22 protein-coding genes are annotated in these 22,867 nt (G+C 56.6%); 6 read left to right on the forward strand and 16 right to left on the reverse strand.

What is annotated here, in order from left to right; all coding sequences use genetic code 11:
- Nucleotides 1–48: 48 nt before the first annotated feature.
- Nucleotides 49–309 (reverse strand): hypothetical protein, encoded by a 261-nt coding sequence (locus aalo17_RS07650; RefSeq protein ID WP_067557757.1) that lies wholly within the window; start codon nt 307–309, stop codon nt 49–51.
- A 23-nt stretch (nt 310–332) separates the two neighbouring features.
- Complete coding sequence (locus aalo17_RS07655; protein ID WP_067557760.1) at nt 333–2,201, reverse strand: hypothetical protein; 1,869 nt, start codon at nt 2,199–2,201, stop codon at nt 333–335.
- A gap of 300 nt (nt 2,202–2,501) precedes the next feature.
- Here aalo17_RS07655 and aalo17_RS07660 point away from each other — a divergent pair, with 300 nt between their 5' ends.
- From aalo17_RS07660 to aalo17_RS07670, 3 genes are all read left to right on the forward strand, one after another.
- Nucleotides 2,502–3,602 carry a S1C family serine protease gene (locus tag aalo17_RS07660; RefSeq protein WP_067557763.1) on the forward strand — a complete coding sequence of 367 codons (1,101 nt, stop codon included), beginning with the start codon at nt 2,502–2,504 and terminating at the stop codon, nt 3,600–3,602.
- A 131-nt stretch (nt 3,603–3,733) separates the two neighbouring features.
- The gene (locus aalo17_RS07665; protein ID WP_067557766.1) at nt 3,734–4,699 is read left to right on the forward strand and encodes an L-lactate dehydrogenase; all 966 of its coding nucleotides are present in this window, start codon (nt 3,734–3,736) and stop codon (nt 4,697–4,699) included.
- A 179-nt stretch (nt 4,700–4,878) separates the two neighbouring features.
- Nucleotides 4,879–6,084 (forward strand): ABC transporter permease subunit, encoded by a 1,206-nt coding sequence (locus tag aalo17_RS07670; RefSeq protein ID WP_067557769.1) that lies wholly within the window; start codon nt 4,879–4,881, stop codon nt 6,082–6,084.
- A gap of 184 nt (nt 6,085–6,268) precedes the next feature.
- Here the strand turns inward: aalo17_RS07670 and aalo17_RS07675 are convergent, their stop codons facing one another.
- The 5 genes from aalo17_RS07675 to aalo17_RS07690 all read right to left on the reverse strand — a co-directional run bounded on the left by aalo17_RS07675 (nt 6,269) and on the right by aalo17_RS07690 (nt 10,624).
- Nucleotides 6,269–7,048 carry a metallophosphoesterase family protein gene (locus tag aalo17_RS07675; protein ID WP_067557772.1) on the reverse strand — a complete coding sequence of 260 codons (780 nt, stop codon included), beginning with the start codon at nt 7,046–7,048 and terminating at the stop codon, nt 6,269–6,271.
- A gap of 114 nt (nt 7,049–7,162) precedes the next feature.
- Nucleotides 7,163–8,080, reverse strand: a complete 918-nt coding sequence (locus tag aalo17_RS07680) for an ROK family protein (RefSeq protein WP_067557775.1) — start codon at nt 8,078–8,080, stop codon at nt 7,163–7,165.
- 55 nt (nt 8,081–8,135) lie between these two features.
- Nucleotides 8,136–8,873, reverse strand: a complete 738-nt coding sequence (locus aalo17_RS07685; RefSeq protein WP_158507760.1) for a methyltransferase domain-containing protein — start codon at nt 8,871–8,873, stop codon at nt 8,136–8,138.
- Nucleotides 8,874–9,022: 149 nt separating this feature from the next.
- Nucleotides 9,023–9,151 carry a hypothetical protein gene (locus tag aalo17_RS13175; RefSeq protein WP_257721844.1) on the reverse strand — a complete coding sequence of 43 codons (129 nt, stop codon included), beginning with the start codon at nt 9,149–9,151 and terminating at the stop codon, nt 9,023–9,025.
- A 156-nt stretch (nt 9,152–9,307) separates the two neighbouring features.
- A complete protein-coding gene (locus aalo17_RS07690) occupies nt 9,308–10,624 on the reverse strand; it encodes a patatin-like phospholipase family protein (protein WP_067557781.1) in 1,317 nt (438 codons plus the stop codon).
- 128 nt (nt 10,625–10,752) lie between these two features.
- Between aalo17_RS07690 and thpR the strand changes: the two genes are divergently transcribed.
- The gene (gene thpR, locus aalo17_RS07695; protein ID WP_067557785.1) at nt 10,753–11,256 is read left to right on the forward strand and encodes an RNA 2',3'-cyclic phosphodiesterase; all 504 of its coding nucleotides are present in this window, start codon (nt 10,753–10,755) and stop codon (nt 11,254–11,256) included.
- A 252-nt stretch (nt 11,257–11,508) separates the two neighbouring features.
- Here thpR and aalo17_RS07700 read toward each other — a convergent pair whose 3' ends face one another.
- The 6 genes from aalo17_RS07700 to srtB form a co-directional block, all read right to left on the reverse strand.
- A complete protein-coding gene (locus aalo17_RS07700; protein WP_067557788.1) occupies nt 11,509–13,137 on the reverse strand; it encodes a DAK2 domain-containing protein in 1,629 nt (542 codons plus the stop codon).
- A 5-nt stretch (nt 13,138–13,142) separates the two neighbouring features.
- Nucleotides 13,143–13,502 (reverse strand): Asp23/Gls24 family envelope stress response protein, encoded by a 360-nt coding sequence (locus aalo17_RS07705; protein WP_067557791.1) that lies wholly within the window; start codon nt 13,500–13,502, stop codon nt 13,143–13,145.
- 68 nt (nt 13,503–13,570) lie between these two features.
- A complete protein-coding gene (locus tag aalo17_RS07710; RefSeq protein ID WP_067557794.1) occupies nt 13,571–14,668 on the reverse strand; it encodes a hypothetical protein in 1,098 nt (365 codons plus the stop codon).
- The gene (gene murB / locus aalo17_RS07715) at nt 14,656–15,558 is read right to left on the reverse strand and encodes a UDP-N-acetylmuramate dehydrogenase (RefSeq protein WP_067557797.1); all 903 of its coding nucleotides are present in this window, start codon (nt 15,556–15,558) and stop codon (nt 14,656–14,658) included. The genes aalo17_RS07710 and murB overlap by 13 nt, the downstream gene beginning before the upstream one ends.
- The gene (murG, locus tag aalo17_RS07720) at nt 15,555–16,646 is read right to left on the reverse strand and encodes an undecaprenyldiphospho-muramoylpentapeptide beta-N-acetylglucosaminyltransferase (RefSeq protein ID WP_067557800.1); all 1,092 of its coding nucleotides are present in this window, start codon (nt 16,644–16,646) and stop codon (nt 15,555–15,557) included. The genes murB and murG overlap by 4 nt, the downstream gene beginning before the upstream one ends.
- Before the next feature lie 78 nt (nt 16,647–16,724).
- Nucleotides 16,725–17,474 (reverse strand): class B sortase, encoded by a 750-nt coding sequence (gene srtB, locus aalo17_RS07725; RefSeq protein ID WP_067557803.1) that lies wholly within the window; start codon nt 17,472–17,474, stop codon nt 16,725–16,727.
- A 202-nt stretch (nt 17,475–17,676) separates the two neighbouring features.
- Here srtB and aalo17_RS07730 point away from each other — a divergent pair, with 202 nt between their 5' ends.
- A complete protein-coding gene (locus tag aalo17_RS07730) occupies nt 17,677–19,065 on the forward strand; it encodes a hypothetical protein (protein ID WP_067557805.1) in 1,389 nt (462 codons plus the stop codon).
- 180 nt (nt 19,066–19,245) lie between these two features.
- On the opposite strand, the gene nagB is transcribed toward aalo17_RS07730, so the two are convergent.
- The gene (gene nagB, locus aalo17_RS07735; RefSeq protein ID WP_067557808.1) at nt 19,246–19,962 is read right to left on the reverse strand and encodes a glucosamine-6-phosphate deaminase; all 717 of its coding nucleotides are present in this window, start codon (nt 19,960–19,962) and stop codon (nt 19,246–19,248) included.
- A gap of 122 nt (nt 19,963–20,084) precedes the next feature.
- The gene (locus tag aalo17_RS07740) at nt 20,085–20,567 is read right to left on the reverse strand and encodes a PTS sugar transporter subunit IIB (RefSeq protein ID WP_067557811.1); all 483 of its coding nucleotides are present in this window, start codon (nt 20,565–20,567) and stop codon (nt 20,085–20,087) included.
- A 140-nt stretch (nt 20,568–20,707) separates the two neighbouring features.
- On the opposite strand from aalo17_RS07740, the gene aalo17_RS07745 reads away from it, so the two are divergent.
- Nucleotides 20,708–21,856, forward strand: coding sequence for an AraC family transcriptional regulator (locus tag aalo17_RS07745; RefSeq protein ID WP_067557814.1), 1,149 nt, complete (start codon nt 20,708–20,710; stop codon nt 21,854–21,856).
- Between the two features lie 105 nt (nt 21,857–21,961).
- Here aalo17_RS07745 and aalo17_RS07750 read toward each other — a convergent pair whose 3' ends face one another.
- On the reverse strand, nt 21,962–22,834 hold the full coding sequence (locus aalo17_RS07750) for a Cof-type HAD-IIB family hydrolase (RefSeq protein WP_067557817.1): 873 nt from the start codon (nt 22,832–22,834) through the stop codon (nt 21,962–21,964).
- Nucleotides 22,835–22,867 lie beyond the last annotated feature (33 nt).

Raw genomic sequence — 22,867 nt, forward strand, 5'->3', positions numbered from 1 at the left:
CTGACCAGGGGATGCTGTCTGCGGTCATAGATAAAGAAAAGACGGGAATCACTCCCCGTCTTCTTTCTTCGGCCTTGGGTCTGGAGCCTGGGTTTTCAGCGTCACAATGTATGTGCCGTCCTTGGGGTACGGGCTGGTGTCCTTCTGGTCCGAGAGGATCTCCAGTTCGCAGGGAAAGCCGGCTGCTTCCAGCTCTTCCAGGAGTTTGTCCTTCCCCAGTTTCTTGGTCAGCGCACGTCCCACGGCGCAGTTTCCATACTGCTCCAGACAGTGCAGGACCCATTCCGGGATCGCGTTCTTTGCCGTCATCCGTTTCTGTGCCTTCCCGTGACTCAGCTCTCCAGGATCTCGATGATCCGGGGATAGTAGTCGTAGCGGCCGTCCACGAACTGCAGGGCGCTGTTGGCGATCGCCTTGGCCTTGTTCATGTCAATGTTGCGGTAGACATCCGCGAACCGGAAGTAGATCTGGTCCTTCAGCTGGTTCTCACGCAGGATGTAGTTGTAGTTGGCATCGCCCAGGCCGTAGTCGCCGTGGCGGATGAACAGGTCGGCCACGTCCATCATGGCACGGTTGTCATAGCCCTGGTGCAGGTCTTCGAACTGGCTCAGCACGGCATAGATGAAGCCTTCGTAGTACTTGACGTCCTTATACTGCCAGGTGGGCAGGACAGCGTAGGCGACATCCATGAACTTGTTCAGCAGTGCCATCAGGTCAGCGGGAATGGTTTCGTTCAGGACCGCGAAGGAATCGATGCCCTTGTTCTGTCCCATGACCAGCAGACGGCGGACGAGGTCAAACAGTGTGTTGTAGACATCCGCGTTGTGCATGCCGTCGTCTGTCAGCTGCAGCTGCAGCGCGGCTTCGATCTCCTGGGCTATGGTGGCAAAATCCGCAGCCTTGACGTCCATGCCTTCGGCGGCTTTTTCCAGCACCACGGGCAGCAGCGTCAGGTCGTAGCCGTTGGCTTCGAAGTCCTGGTCCTTTTCGGCTTCCGGGTATTTGGCCAGGATGTCCGCCAGGATCTTCTGTTCGTCGGCCTCCTTCATGAGCAGTGCCTGGTAGTCGTCCAGGTTCATGTCAATGCCCATGGCCTTCGCCATGTCCACCAGGGTATACACATCAAAGGCCTGATAGGATGCCTTTTTCTCCTCATCGGAAATCTCGGGCTTCTTTTCTTCCTTTGCGGGTTCGGCCTTCGCGGCTGCCTTTTTCTTCGGGGCGGCAGTCTTCGCAGCCGGCTTCTTTGCGGCGGTTTTTTTCGCCGGAGCCGGTTTTGCCTTTTCCTCTTCGATCTCCCTCTGGATCCGGGCGCCGTCCAGCGCTTCCTTCATGAGGGTCTTGCTGGCGGCATTGGCCTGTGCTTCTGTTGCGGCGGCTTTGGCGTTGTCAGTGGCTTTGGCGGGTTTTTCCGTTTCGGACTGCACACTGATCTCTTCCTGGACCTTTGCACCGTCCACGGCTTCCTTCATGAGGGTGGCATCCGCAGCCTTCACCTGGGCGGCATCCGCAGCCGGTTTTCCGGCTTCGGGCGCAGCGGCCGGCTTCCCGGTTTCAGCCTGCACGTTGATTTCTTCCTGCACCTTTGCGCCATCCAGTGCCTCCACCATCAGACGGGCGTCTGCGGCTTCTTCCTGTGCCTTGTCGGCAGCGGGCTTGGCCAGGTTTTTGGATTCTTCCGGCTTTGCCTTCTCCACGTCAATGTCCTTCTGCACGATGGCGCCATCCAGCGCTTCCTGCATCAGGATCTTCCGGTCCCCGGCCTGCTGTTCGGGAGAAACCGGCGGCTTTGCGGTCTTCGCGGCAGTCTTTTTCGCGGCTGTCTTCGCAGCGGGTTTCTTCGCGGCGGTCTTTTTCACAGCGGCCTTTGCAGCTGTTGTGCCCTTTGCCGCAGCAGCAGTGTCAGCTGTGAGCGTTCCTGCTGTTTCTGCAGCAGCTGCAGCCTTCGCGGAAGTTTCGGTTCCGTTCTTTCTGCCTTTTGTTCCAGCTGCCTTTGTGCCAGTTTTACGACCAGCCTTTTCAGCACCTGCACCAGGTTTCTTTGCAGCTGCACTTTCGCCAGCTCCAGCAGCTTTTGTTCCAGCTGCGACCGTTTTCGCCTTTGTGGCGGTTGCTGTTTCCTTCTTCGTTTCATCTTTCTTTGCTTCTATGTTTGCGGCTGCCGCAGTCTTTGCGGCGGCTTTCGTTTTCTTGACTGCCATTCAATGACCTCCTGTAATCTATTCAAGTATATAATACATCGTCTCCTTTGCCAAAATGGCTCAAACAACTGAAATGCCCGCTGAAATACACATCCGTTACCGGTGTCACTTTTACGACGGCATCCCCTCTCCATGTTCCCGGTCTGCAGGGCATCACGGGACTCTCTGCGCGCCGGTGCCTGATTCCAGGACCTCCGGTTTCCGGCCCTGATTTGCCTGTCATCCGGTCTGTTTTCAGACTTTTTTCAGCTTCGTGCATTAAAATAAGTCCGTATACAGCAACAAAGAAAGGAACTTCGTATGAATCAGTACAATCAGCCTCCCCGGTTCCGGCAGAAATCCTCCGCCGGAAAGTGGATCCTCGGCCTTCTGTGTGCGGCCCTGCTGGGTGGTGCAGCCGGCTACGGCGGCAGCCTTCTGGCCATGAAAACAACCGAACCGTCCAAAAGCCAGTCCGGCGTGAACATCACCCAGGGTTCTTCCCCTGCCACCGGCCGCGTGGAAGCCGTGGATGTCTCGGATGTCGTGAACGCTGTCCGGCCGACGGTGGTGGAAATCACCACGGAATCCGTCACCAGCGGCAATTCCCTGTTCGGGCAGTATGTCTCCCAGGGCGCCGGCTCGGGTGTCATCATGTCCAGCGACGGCTACATCATCACCAACAACCATGTCGTCGAAGGCGCCCGGTCCATTGCGGTGCGCACGGCCGACGGCACGGAATACGATGCAAAGCTGGTGGGGACCGATCCCTCGACGGACCTTGCGGTCATCAAGGTGGATGCACAGGATCTCCAGCCGGCGACCTTCGGCAACTCCAATGACCTGAAAGTCGGGTCGGCGGCGATCGCCATCGGCAACCCGCTGGGATCCCTTGGCGGTACGGTCACCACCGGGATCATTTCCGCTCTGGACCGGGAGATCGTGATCGACAACGAAACCATGGTGCTGCTCCAGACCGATGCGGCGATCAACCCGGGCAACTCCGGCGGCGGCCTGTTCGATGCTTCGGGCAACCTGATCGGTATCGTGAATGCGAAGCAGTCGGCTTCGGGTATCGAGGGACTGGGCTTTGCGATCCCCATCAGCGATGCGGTGGATGTGCTGCAGGAGCTGATCGAAAACGGCGCCGTGACCTCCAGGCCGCTGCTGGGTGTCTCGCTGCAGGAGATGAACGACGGGATTTACATCATGCAGGTGTCCGAAGGCGGATCCGCGGCGGAGGCCGGCCTGCAGACAGGGGACAAGATCCTGTCCTTTGACGGGCACGAAGTGGACAGCGTGGCACACCTCAAGCAGCAGCTGCGAAAGCACAGGATCGGCGATGTGGTGAGCATGGAAGTCGAGCGTGACGGCCGTACGAAAACGGTGGATGTGACGATGAAGGGACAGGACCAGCGGTAAGGCTGCGGACAGTCTGTAAGTGCTTTCAATCAAGGGTAATTCCAGTATTTAGCGCGTCTGCGGACGTGCTTTTCATTTCGATTTTTCATCACTCGTTTTATAATCGAAGATAACAGGAGGAAAACAGTTATATGGAAAAAATTGCCAAGCGTAAAATCATGCTCATCGGCACCGGCATGGTGGGCATGAGTTTCGCCTATACGATGCTCAACGAACGGGGCATTGACGAACTGGTGCTGGTGGATGTAAACACCGACAAGGCACGGGGCGAAGCCATGGACCTGAACGACGGTCTGGTCTATGCGGCGTCCAAGATGAAGATCAAGGCCGGCAGCTATGAGGATGCAGCGGATACGGACATCTGCGTACTGACAGCCGGCGCAGCGCAGAAACCGGGTCAGTCCCGTCTGGAGCTGGTAAAGATCAACGCCAGGATCACGAAAGGCGTCTGCGAGGAGCTGAAGAAGAACAACTTCCGCGGTATCCTGATCGTGGCCAACAACCCGGCGGACATCATGACGTATGTGGCTTACAAGACGCTGGGTCTTCCCTCGAACCAGATCATCGGCTCCGGCACGGTGCTGGATACCGCCCGGCTGCGCCACGCCCTGTCAGAGTTCCTTGGCTTTGCGGATTCCAACATCCATGCCTATATCATGGGCGAGCACGGTGACTCCAGCTTCGTTCCCTGGATCCACAGCTACATCGGCTGCAAGTCCCTGCTGGAGTACCTGGATGAAAACGACATCTCCCTCATGGAGCTGCAGAACATCTATATCGATGTCCGCGACAAAGCCTACAAGATCATCGACCTGAAGCGTGCGACGTACTACGGCATCGGCTATGCCCTGAAGCGCATCGTGGATGCGGTCCTGAACAACGAGCACTGCATCCTGCCGGTATCGAGCTACCAGAACGGCGAATATGACCGGACGGGCCTGTTCATCGGCACGCCGACGGTTATCGGCTCCAGGGGTGTGGAACGCGTCATGTCCCTGCCGCTGAACGAAAACGACCAGGCACGCTTCAACAAGTCCTTCGACACGCTGGAAGCCACCATCCGGGAAAACCTGGGCGACATCATCGATCTGGACTGATTCCCCCGTCCCGCACAAGTCCGCAGTCATGTGACTGCGGGCTTTTTTCGTCCGGCATCCCCCGCCGAAAGACTGCAGCCAGATCCTGGTGATGTGCTGCTGTATCTGTCTGGGAGACGAATTGTCGAGTTAAACTCCAGTTATGTATTTAGTGTTTGTTTACCTGAGAGTTTCTGCCCATGTCGGCGGCGGACAAGCGGCGGACCGTCAATTCCCTGCTGGTGAACAACGCCATGTACATCATCATCGCGCTGGTGGTGATCTTCATCGCGATCCGCATGCCGGCCTACCGTTCGGTGAACTCGATCGTCAACATCGTCAACCTGACCGCGGCGAAGCTGCCCATAGCCCTGGGCATCGCCGGATGCATCGTCCTGACCGGAACCGATATTTCCGCAGGCCGCATGGTCGGACTGGCGGCGGTCATCGTGGCCAGTATGTCCATCACCGCCAACAAGATCTTCCCGGGTCTGGAGCCTCTGCCGATCATCATCCCGCTGCTGGCGGCAATCGCTGCCCGTGCAATGATCGGATTCATCAACGGGTTCTCCGTGGCGAAATTCGACCTGCATCCCTTCATCATGACGCTGGCCACCCAGCTGATCACGTACGGCATCATCCTGATCTACCTGAAGATGGGCACGAACAACGGACAGACCCTGTCGGGCTTCGATCCGCAGTACCGCGACCTGGTGACTGGAACGCTGTTCACAATTGCCGGTGTCCGCGTACCGATGTACGTGCTGTACTCCCTGATCCTGGTGGGGCTGATGTGGGTAGTCTGGAACAAGACCACCTTCGGCAAGAACATGTTCGCAGTGGGTTCCAACAAGGAAGCCGCCGAGGTCTCCGGTATCAATGTGCACCGCACGATCATCCTGGTGTTCGTTCTTGCGGCTGTGATGTATGCCCTGACGGGATTCATCGACGGTGCGCGTGTGGCATCTGTCAACGCCAATACCGGCCTGAACTACGAGTGTGATGCGATTGCGGCGTGCGTCATCGGCGGTGTATCCTTTGTCGGTGGTATCGGCCGGATTTCCGTGAAGACACTCGACAAACTGATTATGGGCGGGATCCTGGTGATTGCGCTTCTGATCATTGTCGGGGTATCCCGGGGCGACGGCTACCGCGTGACGTACGACTCCAGGGGCGGGAGCGATGTTGCCTGCCAGACGTATCTCTATGACGAGCCACTGGAGACGGAGGTGCCGCAGCGCGAAGGGTATCGCTTCGAGGGCTGGTACTTCGATGAAGGCTACGGCCGGCAGGCGTTCGACGGCATGAATGTGCAGTCGGATCTCACGCTGTATGCGAAGTGGGTACCCGCTGCGGATGATGACGCTGGTGCCAATGATGGCACAGGGGCCTGCGACCAGGAGTGACGCAGGGCCTGAACTGTAGAAGACGCGGGTACGTCATGAGAAACTGAAAAACCGGATCGCCGCATCCTGTCCTGTTTCTGCACAGGATATCGGATGCCTGATCCGGTTTTTTCTTCTGTCAGTCTTTCTGCACTCACTGCATGCGGCCTGCGTTTCATCGCTTTGGGACTTTGTCTCGGATGAATCAGAGTTCCTCGTCTGTTTTCTGCGGTTTGGGCGGCTGCACTTCGCCGATGGTCTTCAGTTCGTTTTCCAGGTCTTCCAGCAGCACGACGCGCTCAAACAGCGTCACGCACGGCCGGTTGTTTTTCGTGTGGATCCAGTCCCCGTGGTAGTGTCCCGTGAACCACGTGCGGTAGTCCAGACGGTCCACGATATCATCCAGGTATTTCTGGATGTCCTGTCTGGATGCATCGTAATGGTCCATGGACTTTTCGTATTTGCCTGCCATGGGATGGGATTCATAGACATCATGGGTCAGGACATAGTCGACCTTCCAGTTGCATGCGTTGAGGTTTCTGTACCCGTTTTCGCATTCTTCCTTTGTCGGCAGTTCGTCCTGCCACCAGTTCAGGTGCTCCGTCCGGTACTGGACATCATGGCTGAAGGCACCGCCGAAGGTGAAAAACGACCGTCCGCCGATGTCATAGACTTCCCCCCGCAGCAGGTGAAAGATGTTGCTGCGGATCTGTCTCGCCTTCCCGCCCTTGTAGTCCACAATGGGGTACGTGTTGAGCACATCGAAGTTTTCGTGGTTTCCGTCAATGAACAGCGTGTTCCAGGGCAGTGATTCCAGCCAGTTCAGCCAGAACCGGTCACCCGATCCTCCATCCCAGATGCAGCCGAAATCCCCGCATATGATGACATAGTCATCCGGTGTCAGGTGGTTTCCCGCTTCAAATTCCCTGGGATTGATTTTGTGAATGTCCTGTTCGCGGTGAATGTCACCTGTTATATAAATCATTTCAGCCCCTCCGAATTTTTATTGTAACAGACTTGAAACGCGACAAAACAAAAACCGGGGGTGAAACCGGTTTCAGGTTTTGATGATGGACAGACTGTCAGATGGTGTCCGGATTCAGGCCGCTTCCTTGTCCTTTGCGTGCTCGAAGGCCAGGCAGGCTGCGCCCAGCAGGCCGCTGTCTTCGTTCAGTGTCGAGGGGCGGACTTTCACGTAGGGCTTGAGCTCCGTCAGGACTTTTTCCTTCACGCGGTCTTCCACTTCCTGGACAAATCCGGGGATCTTCAGGGCCACGCTGCCGCCCAGGATCACGATTTCCGGGTCGGTGATGGCAATCAGGATCGCAATGAAGTTTGCCAGGTATTCCTTGGCATCGTCCATGATTTCCATGGCCGCTTCGTGGCCCTGTTTGGCCATGTCATTGACTTCCCCTGCATGCTGGACTTCCAGGCCGGCTTTCTTTGCCCGCTCCGTGATGGCAGTGCCAGAGCAGATGGCTTCCACGCCGCCTGGGTAGATCTTGCCGTGCTGCGGACCGTTTCTCCACAGAGGAGCATAGGCAACCTCATGGCCGTAGCCGTGGGCACCCTGATAGATCTTGTGGTTGATGACCTGTCCGGATCCCAGGCCGGTGGAGATCGTCAGGAACTGCACATAGTTGTAGTCGCGTCCCTCGCCGACCACGGCTTCCGCCAGGGCAGCCAGGTTCGCATCGTTTTCCAGGTATGTGGGAATGCCCGTCACTTTTTCGATTTCACCGGCAATCGGGAAATCCTGCCAGGAATCGTGTAGATTCGGGGTGTTGAGCACCTTGCCGTTGATCAGGTCCAGGGGACCCGGGCAGGATACGCCCATGCCCACCAGTTCCTTGTCGCCGGCCATGTCCTTGAGCGCCTCCGAGAGACGGACAATGGTCGGGATTGGATCATGGGCATCTGTGCGGAACTGTGTCCGTTCCACGATGTTCATGTTTTCGTCCACCAGCGCAATGCGGCTGTTAGTGCCTCCAATGTCCACGCCAACTGCGTATTTCATGCGTATGTATCCTCGCTTCCTATTGCTGGGTTCATTATACCAAATCAGTGGTTTTCTATCGCACCGCGGTAAAGAAGATGCGGTGAATTTTCACCAGAATGTGACCGTTCTCATCCATCTGATACGCTTCACCGACCCGCTCCTTCAGTTCCTGAGCCAGTGCCTGCACCTTCTCTTCCTCCAGGTCTGCCTGCACAGGCTCCAGTCTTGTGCTCACAAGCCAGTCCATGAGAAGGTTCGGGTCGAATTCACTGTAGTAGTAATCCGTTTCCCAGTAGTCAAAGGACGAGGAACAGCCTTTCAGAATGCGATGGTAGTCGGCAGCGTTCAGGGCATTCCAGCGGCTGTGATCCGGGAAATACCTGGCGATGAGTTCCTCCATGATGTCAAACAGCGGTTCCCCTCTGGTATCGGGAAAGCCGACAGCCAGCACACCGTCATCCCTCAGATGGTGCATGAGTCCGGGAATGGCCTTTTCATGATCCGGTATCCACTGGAGGGCGGCATTGGAGAACACCAGGTCATACTGGCCCTGGAGCTCCATCATGTCCAGTGTCAGAAACTGACACTCCGGATGCCGCTGCCTGGCCAGGCGGGTCATTTCCGGATTCCGGTCGATGCCCGTGACTCTGGCTTCATGAAAGATATCGTTGAGGGCCCGGGTGCTCTGCCCGTATCCGCAGCCAAGGTCCACAGCCGTGCGGACCAGGATATCCACCCGCTTGGCCAGGTCCTCTGCAGGCTGACTCGACTCCTGTGCAAACTGACGGTATTTATATACATTCCAGTTCATCTCATCCATCCCTTCCTTCCCTGCCTGATGCTCTCTGTGTGCTGCATCCGGCCGGTTACAGTCCTATCATCCCCCTGTACTTTACCGCCGTCAAAGGTTACCGGAGTTAACCGGCACATACTTTGAGCATCCTTTGGGCCATCAGATTGTCATCCGATGGCCCAAAGGATGACCGGACTTGACAGGGGCAGGAGCAGGAGAGAAATCAGCGTGGCAATCATCGGCATATTCACAGAATCCAGACCGAAAAAGGCGACGGCGTCTGCCAGCGCAAACATTCCATCGCCTCATCCACACAGCACACTATCTGATGCGGGCTTCGGTCGAGACAGCGGGTCATACCTGTATAAACACTTTCACCAGAACTGCTCAGTCCTGAATTGATAAGGGCGACGGATTTGGCGCACAGATACTCTGTCCGCCAAACCGGTCACCTATATCAGCAGGAACAGCCGGAATTTCTCCATGAGGTGCCAGCCCCAGGCCAGGTAATACGGCAGCAGATACTTCTCCCTCAGGATCCCGAATTCCTTCGGAAGATGGCCGTTGAATCCCTGGATCGCGGAATGGAAGAACACCAGCATATCCTGCAGTCCCTTCATCTCCATGGCATGATAGAGCATTGGTGTCCGGGTCTTGTTGGGATCGGAATCAAACGCCGAGAATTTCTCCAGGAGCTCCCGGATGAAATCATTGAAATGCATCTGCCGGTAGGGGCTGATTCCTGCAATCAGGCCCATGCATTCGAGGATACGGCCGAAGATGAATTCATGCGAGTACTTGTTTTCCAGTTTCCGCGGAACGTACCCCAGGATGAACTGATAGATTTCTTCCATGACCGGATCCATTTTTTCCAGCATCCAGGACTCGCCTTCCGCCGCCACAAGTTCCATCGCCGAGGTCTCGAGCCGCTGCATGTGGTTCCAGTCCCCGGGATAGAACGTATACAGATATCCCGGAGCGAGGTCCAGATATTTCAGGGCATCCAGCTGCCCCAGTGCCACCTGGTTTCTCAGCGTAACTCCATCGAAATCGAGATAGTACGCCAGTTTCCAGATCGGCCGGATCAGCAGGTCACCGGAATTCAGCACGGGATCAGGCACATCCATATCCTGGACATCCACGACCACGAGCGAGTCTGCTCCGAGTTTCTGCGCCGCCTGCACGGGATTGGTTTCCGCAAATCCTCCGTCAATGTAATAGTCCCCATTCAGCGTGACGAAATTGAACGCCGGAAAATACGCTGCGCTGGCCAGCAGGACGTCGATGGCATTGTCGGCTGTCATGTCCAGTTTCGTGAACATCTGCGGCTTCTGTTTCGTGACGTTGTATGTCATGCACGCGAAGTCTTTGGATGATGAAGCAAACGTTTTGTAGTCAAAGAGCGACTCGAGCTTCTGGCGCAGGGGCTCGACCTGCGGCCCGTTTTTCGAGAACGCCGCAAAGAAGGATCCTGCATCCTGGAACGGTCCCTGTGCACTGGTGTACTGCGCCGGGAACACAAACAGGTTTCTGGCCACGGAATCCTGGGTGAACCTGCCGATCCAGTCTGTGAGATGATCCACGCTTCCCTGTGTATAGAGCGCCCCGCAGATCGCTCCAATGGATGTGCCCGTCACCACGTCAAATGTCCGTCCCTGGTCTGTGAGCGTCTGCAGGACCCCGATCTCATAGCTGCCTCTGGAACCACCGCCTCCAAGCACAATGCCTGTCTTTTCCGCCTTCTGTACTTTCTCTGTTGATTCTGTCATGTCACTGCCCCCTTGTTTCCCCAAGGATACAATGACTCCCACCGGATTGCCTGCAGCCTGCCTGTGGAGTTTTTCGTGCTATGCTGACGACACAATCACACGGTGACTGTATGACTGGAGGAATGACTATGAGACTCTTCATCGCCATACATCCGGACCCTGACTGGATCCGGCATCTGACGGGCTGCCAGCACCAGCTTGTGCAGGCCGGTCTGCAGGGACGGCTTGTTCCCAGGGAAAACCTGCATATGACGCTCGCATTCGCTGGCAACTGCACACAGGATCAGAAAGACACCATCCTGCACCTCCTGCAGACTCTTTCCTTTCCTGCCACCGATGCACGCTGCCTCGGTTATCACCGGTTTGGCAATACCCGGGTCCTTGCCTTTCAGGCCGATCCGGCCATGACATCCTTTGTACAGGAACTCCGCGAGCGTCTTCGGGACGCCGGGATACCTCAGGATGACAAGCCCTGGAAGCCGCACATCACCCTTGCCCGCGGCTGTGCCCCTTTGCAGCATCCCTTTCCTGCTCCCGAGTGTCCATCTCTGATGCCCCTGTCTTCCCCCGTGCTGTACGAATCCATACAGACACGGCAGGGTGTGACATACCGCCCCCTTGGCAGGGACTGAGGCCAGGCCTCATCTCTGTCTGCACGTACGAACCGGGCAGAATTTCGTTCCCTGTCCGCCTGTATCGACATACCACCAAAAAGGCACCTGCCCATATCCCTTGCGGATGGCAGGTGCCTTTGTGTCTTTCTGATTCAGCTGCCGGCAGAAGGACAGAACGTTCCCTCAGCCAGGTCACCGGATTCGATACTCGCCGGCACAACCCGGAAAACGCCGCCCCAGGGGCCTGTTGCCAAAGTGGCGGAGAGTATCCTATTCTACGCCAATGATGAAGGAGTAGACCGGCTGTTTGCCGTTGACGATTTCGACCTCCGCATCGCTCTTGTCCGCGATGTAGGCCTCCAGCTGCTCTGCCTGTTCCTTCATGGCATCCTCGCCGTAGATCAGCGTCACGACTTCACTGTCTTCATCCAGCATGGAATCCAGCAGGTTTCTGGCTGCATTCATCATGTCGGGGACACAGGTGACGATCTTCTTGCCGGCAATGCCCATGAATTCACCCGCACGGACATCCAGTCCGTCAATGGTGGTGTCGCGCACAGCGTATGTCACTTCACCGCTCTTCGTGTTTTCGATGGCTTCGTTCATTTCGCTCAGGTTGGTTTCCAGGTCTGCATCCGGGTTGAACATGATGCAGGCTGACAGTCCCTGGGGAATGGTCTTGGTCGGCAGGACCTGAATGTCCTGATCCTCCAGCACATCCGCCGCCTGCTGAGCTGCAAGAATGATGTTGGAGTTGTTGGGCAGGATCAGGATGTGGTCGCAGTTGAGTTTGCGGATGGCCGATACGAAATCCTCCGTGGAGGGGTTCATTGTCTGTCCGCCACCGATCACGGCATCTGCCCGAAGGTCCAGGAACATGTCCCGGATGCCGTCTCCGGCTGCCACGGTGATCAGTCCGTATTTCTTGTGCTCCGCCTTGCGTGTGATGGTTTCATCCTTTTCCAGGATCTCCTCATGCTGCTCGGTCATGTTTTCAATCTTCAGCTTCAAAAAGCTGCCCTGGCGCTTTGCCATGCGGATTGCCGTGGCAGGCTCCAGTGTGTGGACGTGTACCTTCACCAGGTCTTCATCCTGCACGCAGACAATGGAATTGCCAATGGTGGCCAGTTCATCCCGGAATGAAATCTCCGAGAAATGGCGCATGCCCTGGTCCGAGAGATGCAGGATGAATTCCGTGCAGAACCCGAATTCCTCTTCTCCGCCTTCCACTTTGGTCTGTGCGCTCTCGCCGGCAGACTCCACGGTTTCCTTTTCCACCGGCTGACCCTGCATGGCTTTCAGGAAGCCCTCCAGGATCACCAGCAGGCCATAGCCGCCGGAGTCCACCACACCGACTTCCGCCAGGACCGGCAGCAGCTGCGGGGTGGTGTCCAGGGATTCCTTCGCTTCCTGGACCATCCGGGCCATGACTTTCTCGCAGTCCGTGATGTCTTCCGTCATGGTATAGGCATAGGTGTAGTCCGCAGCCTCCCGGATGACGGTCAGGATCGTGCCTTCCACCGGCCGCATGACGGCTTTGTAGGCCACACGGCTGCCGTTGACCAGCGCATGTGCCAGCTGCACAGCATCCACTTCATTCAGGCCTTTGACCGCCTGGTAGAAACCGCGGAAAATCTGGCTGGTAATGACACCGGAGTTGCCCCTGGCGCCCATAAGAAGGCCCCGGGACAGGACCTTGGCGATTTCACCCACATTGTCCGAAGGACACGCCAGTGCTTCCTTCACGCCGTTGGAAACTGTCAGGTACATGTTCGTGCCCGTATCCCCGTCAGGGACCGGGAACACGTTCAGTGCATCCACTTTCTGCTGCTGATTGCCCAGGTTGTTCATCCCGGACCGCAGCATTTCCTTGAAAAGCTGTCCGTTGATTCTATCCATTCAACTTACCTCGAAACCCGTACGCCCTGTACCCAGACGTTCACTTCCTGTACTTTGACTTCCAGTGTCTTTTCCAGCACATATTTGACACGCTGCTGGGCTTCATGGATGACTTCTCCCAGCTTGATGCCCTGCATCGCAATGATATACAGATCCAGGATCAGACCGCCGTCGTTCTGGCGGACGATCACACCCTTTGCATAGTTTTCCCGTTTAAGCAGTTCGGCAAGGCCGTCCTTGAATGTCTTCTGACTGGCCATTCCGACGATCCCGTAGGATTCCGTGATGGTGCCGCCAGCCAGCGCTGCGATGGCATCCAGCGAAATCTGGATCGTGCCGAATTCTGTCGATTTGTTGATAGGCATAATACCCTCCTGTTCAATTCCCGGCCTTGCAGCCTGTCATCTACTGAATTATAGGTCTTTGAAAAGTCTTATTCAACGACCGTGAAATCCTGCGCGGCTTCATCCCATTTCAGGAAAAGCCCCTGGTGCGGATCATAGTACAGATCCGAAGACGGTGAATACTGGTAGTCAAAGATGTCCGTGGCCTGCCAGTCGTCATAGGCCTCGTAGCCGGGCACCTGGGTTTCCGGCTGCTGCGCATCCTGTCCGGTAGCAGGCTCTTCCTGCTGTCCATCATCGGCAGAGGCATCCGTTTTCTCACTGTCGGTCTCTTTGTCTTTGTCCTGGTCCTTTGCACTGTCTTTTCCGGTGGCTGCCTGCTGTTCCTTTTCCGCTGCCTTGCGCTCCAGTTCCTCCTGAAGCTGTGCCCGATACGCCTCCCGCTCTTCCTGGGACATGTTGAGGTAGTCGCAGGCCACTTTGTTGATGGCGGAATTTTCACGGTCCAGCAGCAGGCACACACTCTGGCCCCTGAGCTGCTGCAGCATGTCCTCGTAATGCGTCATCATGGCCAGATCATCCATGCTGGAGAAGACCACATTGCCATCCTGCATGGTGATGCGCAGCATATTGTCATCATAACTCGCCTTGTAGGGGACGATTTCCGCGATCTGCGCCGTGACATCCCGGGTCAGCCAGTCGCTGTTGTCCCGAAATTCTCTGGCGATCTGCTCCAGCTGTTCGTCGGTGAAGTCCGACAGCAGCGGAAAATGCAGGATGCTTCGCAGATAGGAAGGGTCGATGGGCACCGATTCGCCGTCGTTTGTCAGCATGTAATCCTGTCCGTCCCGGACGTAGTAGCCGATCACGTTCTTTTCGCGGATCTCGAAACTCATCCGGTTGCCGCTTCTGGTCACATTCGCTGTCTCGATCAGGGGATTGGACCGGATCTTTCCTTCGATCCAGAACCCCGGTGTCAGCCAGATCCGCGTAGAGGTGCTGACACCGGCCATCTGATAGATCTGGGTGTCGGTGAAGAGATAGTTCCCTTCGCAGGCCAGCACCTGCACACGGGAATCCGGGGACAGATAATAGACCCCCAGGGCCGCCAGCAGCATGATCAGTCCGCTGAGCAGGTACAGCCGGCGCACAGGCCAGGTCTTGAGAAGCCGCTTCAGGCGGTCCATTCCGGGATCTCCACTTCCGGGATCATGTCCACGTCAAACACACGCCTGGCTTCTGTTTTCACCAGGTCAATGAGGGCCATGACATCCCGGCAGGTGGCACCTCCGGCGTTGACAATGAAATTGCTGTGTTTGTCGGAAATCCTGGCCCCGCCAATCTGGCGCCCGCGCAGTCCCAGACGGTCAATGATTTCCCAGGCAGGCATATCCCCCGGGTTGCGGAATGTGCTGCCGGCACAGGGCTTGTCCAGCGGCTGGGTATCCATGCGGCGCTGCTGGCGGCTTGCCATCAGCTGACGGATGTGGTTCTGGTCGCTTTTTTCCAGCTGGAACTTGGCGGCCAGGATGGTCCAGTCCCGGTGTTCCTGGAAGGCGGAATGCCGGTAGCTGTAATCCAGATCCTCCCGGCTGACCCACTCCACTTTCCGGTCCCGCAGGATCAGGACCTCCAGGAGAATGGAGGACAGGTCGCTGCGATAGGCACCGGCATTCATGTACAGTCCCCCGCCCAGGCTCCCCGGAATGCCGCTGGCAAACTCCAGGCCGCTCATGGAATGCTTCATGGCTTCCACCGCCAGGGCCGGGAGTGCACAGCCGGCCTGGGCATACAGGATGCCGTCCGGTTCAAAATAACAGTCGTTGAATGTGTAGTCCAGGTTGATCACCGCCCCGGGCCACGCACCATCCGGCACCAGCAGGTTGCTGCCGCGCCCCAGCACGATCCAGGGAATGTTTTCGGCATCCAGCAGCTGCATGATCCGCATGAGCGCTGTCACGCTCCGGGGCTGGATGAACCAGCGGGCGGTTCCGCCGATCTTGTAGGTGGTGTGTGCAGACATTGGCTCGTGTTCCTGCACATCCCCATAGAGCTTCAGCAGGTCTGTCAGGTTCATCGGCTGCCTCCGCACAGGATGCGCATATCCTGCAGCATATCGGCGGCTGCCTGGGGCTTTCCCAGCCGGGCAGCGTTCGTTGCGGCACTTTCCAGGATCATGGGGGAACCGAAGAACCCGCGGATCGTGTCCCGCAGCACTTCGGGGTTTTCCAGCAGGGTCTTTTCCTCCACCAGCTGTGCCGCCCCGGCGTCCTTCAGTACAGAGGCATTATAGAACTGATGATTGCCTGCCACATAGGGGCTTGGGACAAGAATGGCCGGAATGCCTCTTGCGGTAAGTTCGGCAATGGTGGTGGCTCCCGCCCGGCAGATCATGCCGGAGATGAAGGGATAGATGGCCAGTGTGTCCACATAGGGCACGACCTTCACATCCGGACGGCCTTCAAATGCCCTGCCGGCGTCTTCATTTCCCCTGCCGGTGACGAACAGAAACTGCAGGCCTTCCACCGGACGGTCCAGCACCTGCTGCATGATGTCGTTCATGGTCGTGGACCCCAGGGAGCCCATCATCACGAGGATGGTTTTTTTCGACGGATCCAGGCCCAGACTCTCCAGGACCTGCCGGTCGCCTACGGCACTGGCAGCCACGGATCCCCGCGGATTGCCGAGAAGCTTCACTTTTCTGGCCGGAAACTGTTCTCCCGCTTTTTCATAACACGTGACGATTTCATCCGCGCAGCCGGCGGTGACTTTGTTCGCCTTGCCGGCGATGGAGTTCTGTTCGTGCATCATGACGGGAATGTGTCTGGCATGGGCTGCCCTGAGGACAGGCGCAGAGACATAGCCGCCAAAGCCCACAACGATGTCAGGCCGGAATTCATCCAGGATGGCACCGGCTTTGGGAATGGCGCGCATGAGGGAAATCGCGGCTTTCACTTTGTCCAGGAGGCTGCCCTCCAGGCCGTGGGTGTCCAGGGCCGCAAAGTCGAATCCGGCCTCCGGCACGATCCGGGCTTCCATGCGGTCGGCGTTGCCGATGAACAGAATCCGGGTATCGGGATCCTGTTCCATGGCGCTTTGTGCCAAGGCCAGGGCGGGATATATGTGACCGCCGGTTCCGCCGGCGGCAATGCAGATTCGTTTCATGAAACTGTGGTCCCCTTTATTTGTGTCGTATCTGATGGTTGATGGTGTCCGGCTGATTGCCGGACAGCCGGGAAACTGTCAGTCTGCCAGTTCCACCGGCTCGCTCCAGGGTTCCAGGACCGCGGTCAGCGCCAGCCGGTTTTCGCTGTCAAACCCGTAATCCAGGTCACAGGTGGAGAGCGTGATCATGGGCCGTCCGGCCGGATCGACATCCCGGCTGTATGTGGCCTCGGTGAGCATCCGCGCTTCGATTTCCGGACGGTAGTCCCCGAAATCGGACTGGTAAAACGATGTGCCTTCGGTGGTTTTCGCAAAGGTCCGGATATCCGCCCGGTAGTTTCCCTGTGGTGTCAGCAGGAAAAAGTATGGATTGGCGTCGAAGAAATCCTTGTTTTCATATTTCTCGAGATCGGTGAACATGCCGCCGACATCCACGGAGTGTCCATAGACAATGGAGTTGTTGCCGCTGAAATCGGACGGTGTACCGGAGTCCAGGAAAATCGCCCCTCTGTAGTTCTCTGCGCCGGCATAGGTATGGTTCAGGTAATAGCTGTTGTCGCTTCCCTGTACCACGGGATAGGAAAACCCGAGCTGTGGGACATAGAGCCAGGCGATGATGTCCGGGTTTTCGGCTTTCAGTGCAGCCCAGTCCGGTTCCAGGTATTTCTGGCCCCCGGTTTCTTCCTGCTTCACGGCGTGTTCCTGCAGGGATTCGGTTTCCTGTTCCACCTGCCGCGATCCGCTGTATATATCGTAGAGCCGGTATGCACAATAGGCGAAGACGCACAGGCATGCCAGCATGAGTATTCTGTAGATCCATTTCTTCATGTCTTTCATGATAAGCAATCCGGGGCGAAAAAAAAAGGCCGCCGAATTGCGGGGACAGGAGGTCCGGCCAGTCTGCCGGCCTCGCAAGGTGACAGAAAAGTGAATTCACATTTTTGTCACATCGTTGCATAATGGACAGGTCCGGAGAATGAAAGCGCTTCCGGATATATGAAAACAGAACGGCAGAAGGGAGCAATTGGAAATGAAGCAGAAAAGCAGAAAGGACAGACAGTCCGGGTCTGCGCAGCTGACAGCGCGCAGACTGTTTGAAGGCGGTCTGGTCCTGCTGACAGTCCTTGGCATCGTCATCGGCGGCAATGCGTTCAGGGAACACCGGAGAGTGGTCGGGGCCAGAGAGCAGGCAGTGGCAGCCGCCACAGACCTGATCGCAACCACATATGTCTCCAGGGCCGGGGTTGAAGACACGCTGGCAGAACAGGCGCTGGCCCTGGAATGGCCGGAAGACACTGTGGACTGGGCCATGGAACAGCTGGCAGAAACAGACTGGACCGCAGAAGCCCTGGAAGCAGCTCTGGCACAGGGCACAGAAGAGGACATATCAGAGAAGGCGCTGGAAAACCGCCTGATGCAGCTGCAATTCACGACTGCAGAGACAGAAGCCGCATTGTCAGGTTTGTCCGGCCGGTTTGACTATGATGCCCGTGCTGTCAGTTCCCTGAAGCACTGTGCAGAGGACCTGGATGGCAGTCTGTCCCGACGTGATGGCCGCAGCCATCTGGAACACGCCTTGTTTACAGAATCTCAGGTGCAGATGGCGCTGGACTCTGATGCGGTCAACTGGCAGACTGCAGCAGAAAAACAGGCCGGGGAACTGTTGCAGGATCCCCTGTCCCGCAAGGGACTGGAGGCCGGTCTTTCACAGGCGGAATTCACCACACAGGAAATCCGACAGGCTGTGGATGCGGTGGATCCGGATTTCGCACTGAACTGCACCCGGTATCTGCGAACAGCCGATCCGGGCAATTGCCGGTCTCTTGTTCGGCTCAGGGAGGCTGCGCAAAGCCGGCAGTTTGAAGAACCGCAGATTGCGAAAGCACTGGAGTCCAGGGACTTCCGCTACAATGCGGTGCGTCTGGCCAGGCAGCTGACTGCCAGCTGCAGCGAGGCCATGAGCAAAGAGGATCTGTCCAGGGAACTGAAAGATGCAGAGTTCACGGACGAGGAACAGGCATTTGTCCTGAAGTACTACGATGAATCCACCGGTGAAATGCCCGGAGAATCCGCCATCAGAGACAAAATCCGGCAGGAGGAAGAGGCGAAGAAAAAAGCCGAAGAGCAACGGAAAAAGGCTGAAGAAGAGGAGAAAAAGAAAGCGGAAGAAAAAGCCAGGAAAAAAGCGGAAGAAGAACAGCGAAGGGCACAGGAAGCCGCACAGAAGGCAGCCGAAGAAGCGGCAGCTGCTGCCCAGGCACCATCCACGCCGCAGACAGACGCCGCAACTGTCTGGATCCCGCGTACAGGCAGCAAGTACCATTCAAACCCGAACTGCTCCAACATGAAAAGTCCCTCGGCAGGGACCTTCGACCAGGCCATGGCCTGGGGATATGACCGCTGCAAAAAGTGCTGGTGAGTCTATCAGGAAGTGAAGTTTTTGTGACAGTCCAGGCAGAATGACTCCGGATCCCGGTCTTCTGCCTTTTTTGTGTTCCGGGACAACCTGCGTGCATCCGGACGCTGCTGGCGGGTACAAAAAAGGCCGGGTGAGCAATCCGGCCTCTTCGTGTTTTGTGTCTGATGGTCTGGCAGCAGCCTACTTTGTCAGCTTGCTGGCGGCTTCCTTGTCCAGGATCACCGTGACCTTCGGGTGCTTCTGCAGAATGGAAGCAGGGCACTCTTCGGTGACTTCGCCTTCGATCATGGCCTTTACGGCATCCGCCTTGCCGGCACCGTTGGCAATCAGCAGGATGCTGTCTGCATCCATGACGGTGCCGATGCCCTGGCTGATGGCGTGTGTCGGGACCTTCGTGATGTCGTTGTCGAAGAACCGCTTGTTGGCTTCCCGTGTACTTTCGGTAAGCTCCACGATGTGGGTGCGTGCATCAAAGGGTGTGCCGGGTTCGTTGAAGCCGATGTGGCCGTTGTTGCCGATGCCCAGCAGCTGGATGTCCACGCCCTTGACTTCGTCGTCGTAGGCTTTCGCATCCTCGGCTGTATCGCCATAGGGAACGTGCGTGTTCGCCGGATCAATGTCTATGCCCGAGAACAGGTTTTCGTTCATGAATGTCCAGTAGGACTGCGGATCGTTCCGGTCCAGGCCCACATACTCATCCAGGTTGTAGGTCTTCACATCCTTGTAGCTGGTTCCGTTTTCCTTGTGGTCCTTCACCATTTCCTGGTACAGTCCCACGGGGCTGGATCCTGTCGCAAGGCCGAGTACGGCCGCCGGTTTTTCATCGATCACTTTTTTCATGACCTTGAACGCGGCTTTTGACAGATCGTCGTAGGTATCGCAAATCAAAACTTCCATTGTTTGAATCCTCCTGTAAAGCTACAAACAGTATATCATTCTTACTTTTGAGAAGGTACCGGAAAGGCGCCTTCCGGCGCCTGGGGAAGCGGTTACATATACAGATGAACCGCCACTGTTTCTTATTTTGTCAGAGCGTCCGCGTTTTCCTGCGCAGCCCGGGGTACCCGCTGAATGAAGAGCTCTGCCCCGGCGTCCTTCATCTGCCGGAACAGGTCCCTGTCTGTGTCATCCACAGCCACGGTCGTGGCGATCTGGTGCTTGCCTTCTGCCATGTGCATGTTTCCGACATTGATTTTCTTCACAGCCGGGGATTTGTCCATCAGGCGCTTTGCATCGAGCGCGTCCGCCACGATGATGAATACCTTTCCATCCGGTCCGATTTCGTCGAGCACGGTGTTGATCTCATCCACCGGCACATAGCGTGTCTTCACTGCGGCAGGAGCGGCCATGTTCATGAGCTCCTGGCGGAAGGTGTCTGCAGCGGCTTCGTCATTGGCGACGATGAGCGTATTGGCCTGGAGTTCCTTGGCCCACTGTGTGGCGACCTGGCCGTGAATCAGGCGGTTGTCGATCCGTGTCAGCAGAATCTCGGGTGTTGTCATTTGATTGTCCTCCTTGCATGAATGTATTGTGCATGATCAGCTTCATCATACAACGTTGAGGCGTTCTTTTCCCTATTTTTCTCTTTACACAAATTAAACGCCCGTTTATACTTTTCAACATAGGCACGAAGGAGAATTGAATGCTCAACAGAACAACAAGTTACCCCTTTCAGGCATATGGCGATGTCCTGTATCAGATGCCACCGGCCAATGCAGACATGGCAGAAAGCACCCATTCCATTCACAACAAAGACTTTGACACGTCCTTCATCAGCACGGAACCTGTATATCTGGAGTGTCCGGAGGGGATTGCCCTTCTGGCGGTTTCCGTGGACGGCATGTCGTTCGAAGAATTTGTGATGGCCCGCACCGTGAAGCTGAAAGCCGGTGTCCACTTCAATGTGATTTCCATTTCCGGCAAGGCGAAGATCCGGATCCGATATGTCCCGCAGACCATGGGCAGTCACCCCATGGAGACCAGTGTCAGCTACGATCCCATCATTTCCAGGCTGAATCTGAAGGAGATCCTGTCCAGCTACTACCAGATCCGGAAAGGATCCTATCAGTCGGGGCGGGAGAAAAACAGTTTCTACGAACTGATTTACGTGGATCACGGCGAGATGGATGTCACGGTGGACGACGAAACCTATCATATGCAGAAATATGACCTGATGCTGTATCACCCCGGGCAGAAACACAGTCTGGAGACCACGGAAGACAGTTCCTGTTCCTATATGTCCATCGCCTTCACCATGGATACCGGCATCAAGGGGAACCTGAAAAACCGGGTGTTTCATACACGGAAAGACCTGTACCAGACGCTGACCAGGTTCATGAAGGCGATCCAGGAAGACACGCCGCTGAACATGGAACTGGCCATGCTGCACCTGAAGGAGGTCCTGATCCTTCTCTATCAGTTTGACGGAGAGGAAAAGCCCGCCGGGCAGGAAACAACCCTTCAGTCGCATTACGATGACACGATGCTCAACGAGATCCTGGTCTTCATCCACAACAACGTGTATGCCAGCTACACGGTGGAAGACCTGTGCCAAAAGTTTTCCATCTCCCGCTCCAGCCTCCAGGCCCTCTTCCGCGCCAATCTGGGCATGACACCCAAGCAGTACATCTCGGAACTGAAGCTGAATGAAGCCAAGAAGCTGATTTCGCAGCACGAGCATACCATTTCGCAGGTCAGCGACCTTCTGGGATTCACCAGCATCCATTACTTCTCCCGCCGCTTCAAATCCTATTTCGGCATTGCCCCCAGTGAATACGCCAGGGAGCACTGAGAGAAACAGAACAAGGGAATGCAGACAAGCCCCCTGCAGGACACAGTCTCTGTGCACCTGCAGGGGGCTTGCTGCATAAGTCCTCAGCCTGTCCAGGATACCCGGTCAGAGTCGGGCAGCTCCACTCTCTGCCGGCTCAAAGAGACCCAGGGATTCAAAGGCCTTGTACAGTCCGTCGTCGTTGACATCCGCTGTCACCAGATCGGCTGCTGCCTTGATTTCAGGGCCGCCGTTGCCCATGGCCACATTGTATGCACACAGCTCGAACATGGAGAGGTCGATTTTTGCGTCGCCAAAGGAAATGGTGTCCGCGGCATCGGCCCCCAGGTGAGTCAGAAGCACCTCGATGGCATGTTTCTTGGTGATTCCCTCGGGTCCCAGATCTCCATACAATGCATGTTCTCCCTTGCCGCCCCAGGTGTTGGCAATCAGGTCCGGAAACCGGGTGGCGGAATCCAGGTGGTCCTGGTAGGCCGAGAGAATGAAGCTGATTTTGTTCACATCATCCCGTCCCATGTCCTCATACGGGAGGTGAATCATCTGTGAGAGAAACTGCGAGGAGCTGTCTTTGGCCTGGGAGAGATCGGCGCCTTTTCCCATGGTATATTTCACCATTGCCTCGGGACCCTGGACGATCATGTTGTCGTCACAGAACATCCCGGCATTGCTCTCGAGGTACAACCCCAGTCCCCGCTTTCTGCACCAGTCCACAATATCCCGGGTCTGCTGCGCCGTAAGGCCCTGGTGCATGACGACCTGTCCGTCATCCTCCACATAGGCACCGTTGCCGCCAATCATGCCGTCCAGTGCCGGAAGATCCCGCTGCAGAATTTCCGCCTTGGAGCACCCTGTGCAGATATATACTTTGTGTCCTGCTTCCCTGGCTTTCCTGACTGCTTCCTTTGCGCTGTCCGGACACTTTGCCTCGTAGTCGATCAGGGTGCCGTCCACATCCAGAAACACAATTTTCCGTTTCATGATCTTTCCTCTCTTTCTTCTGCTTTCCTCCCG

This window comes from Faecalibaculum rodentium (assembly GCF_001564455.1).
GTDB lineage: Bacteria > Bacillota_I > Bacilli_A > Erysipelotrichales > Erysipelotrichaceae > Faecalibaculum > Faecalibaculum rodentium.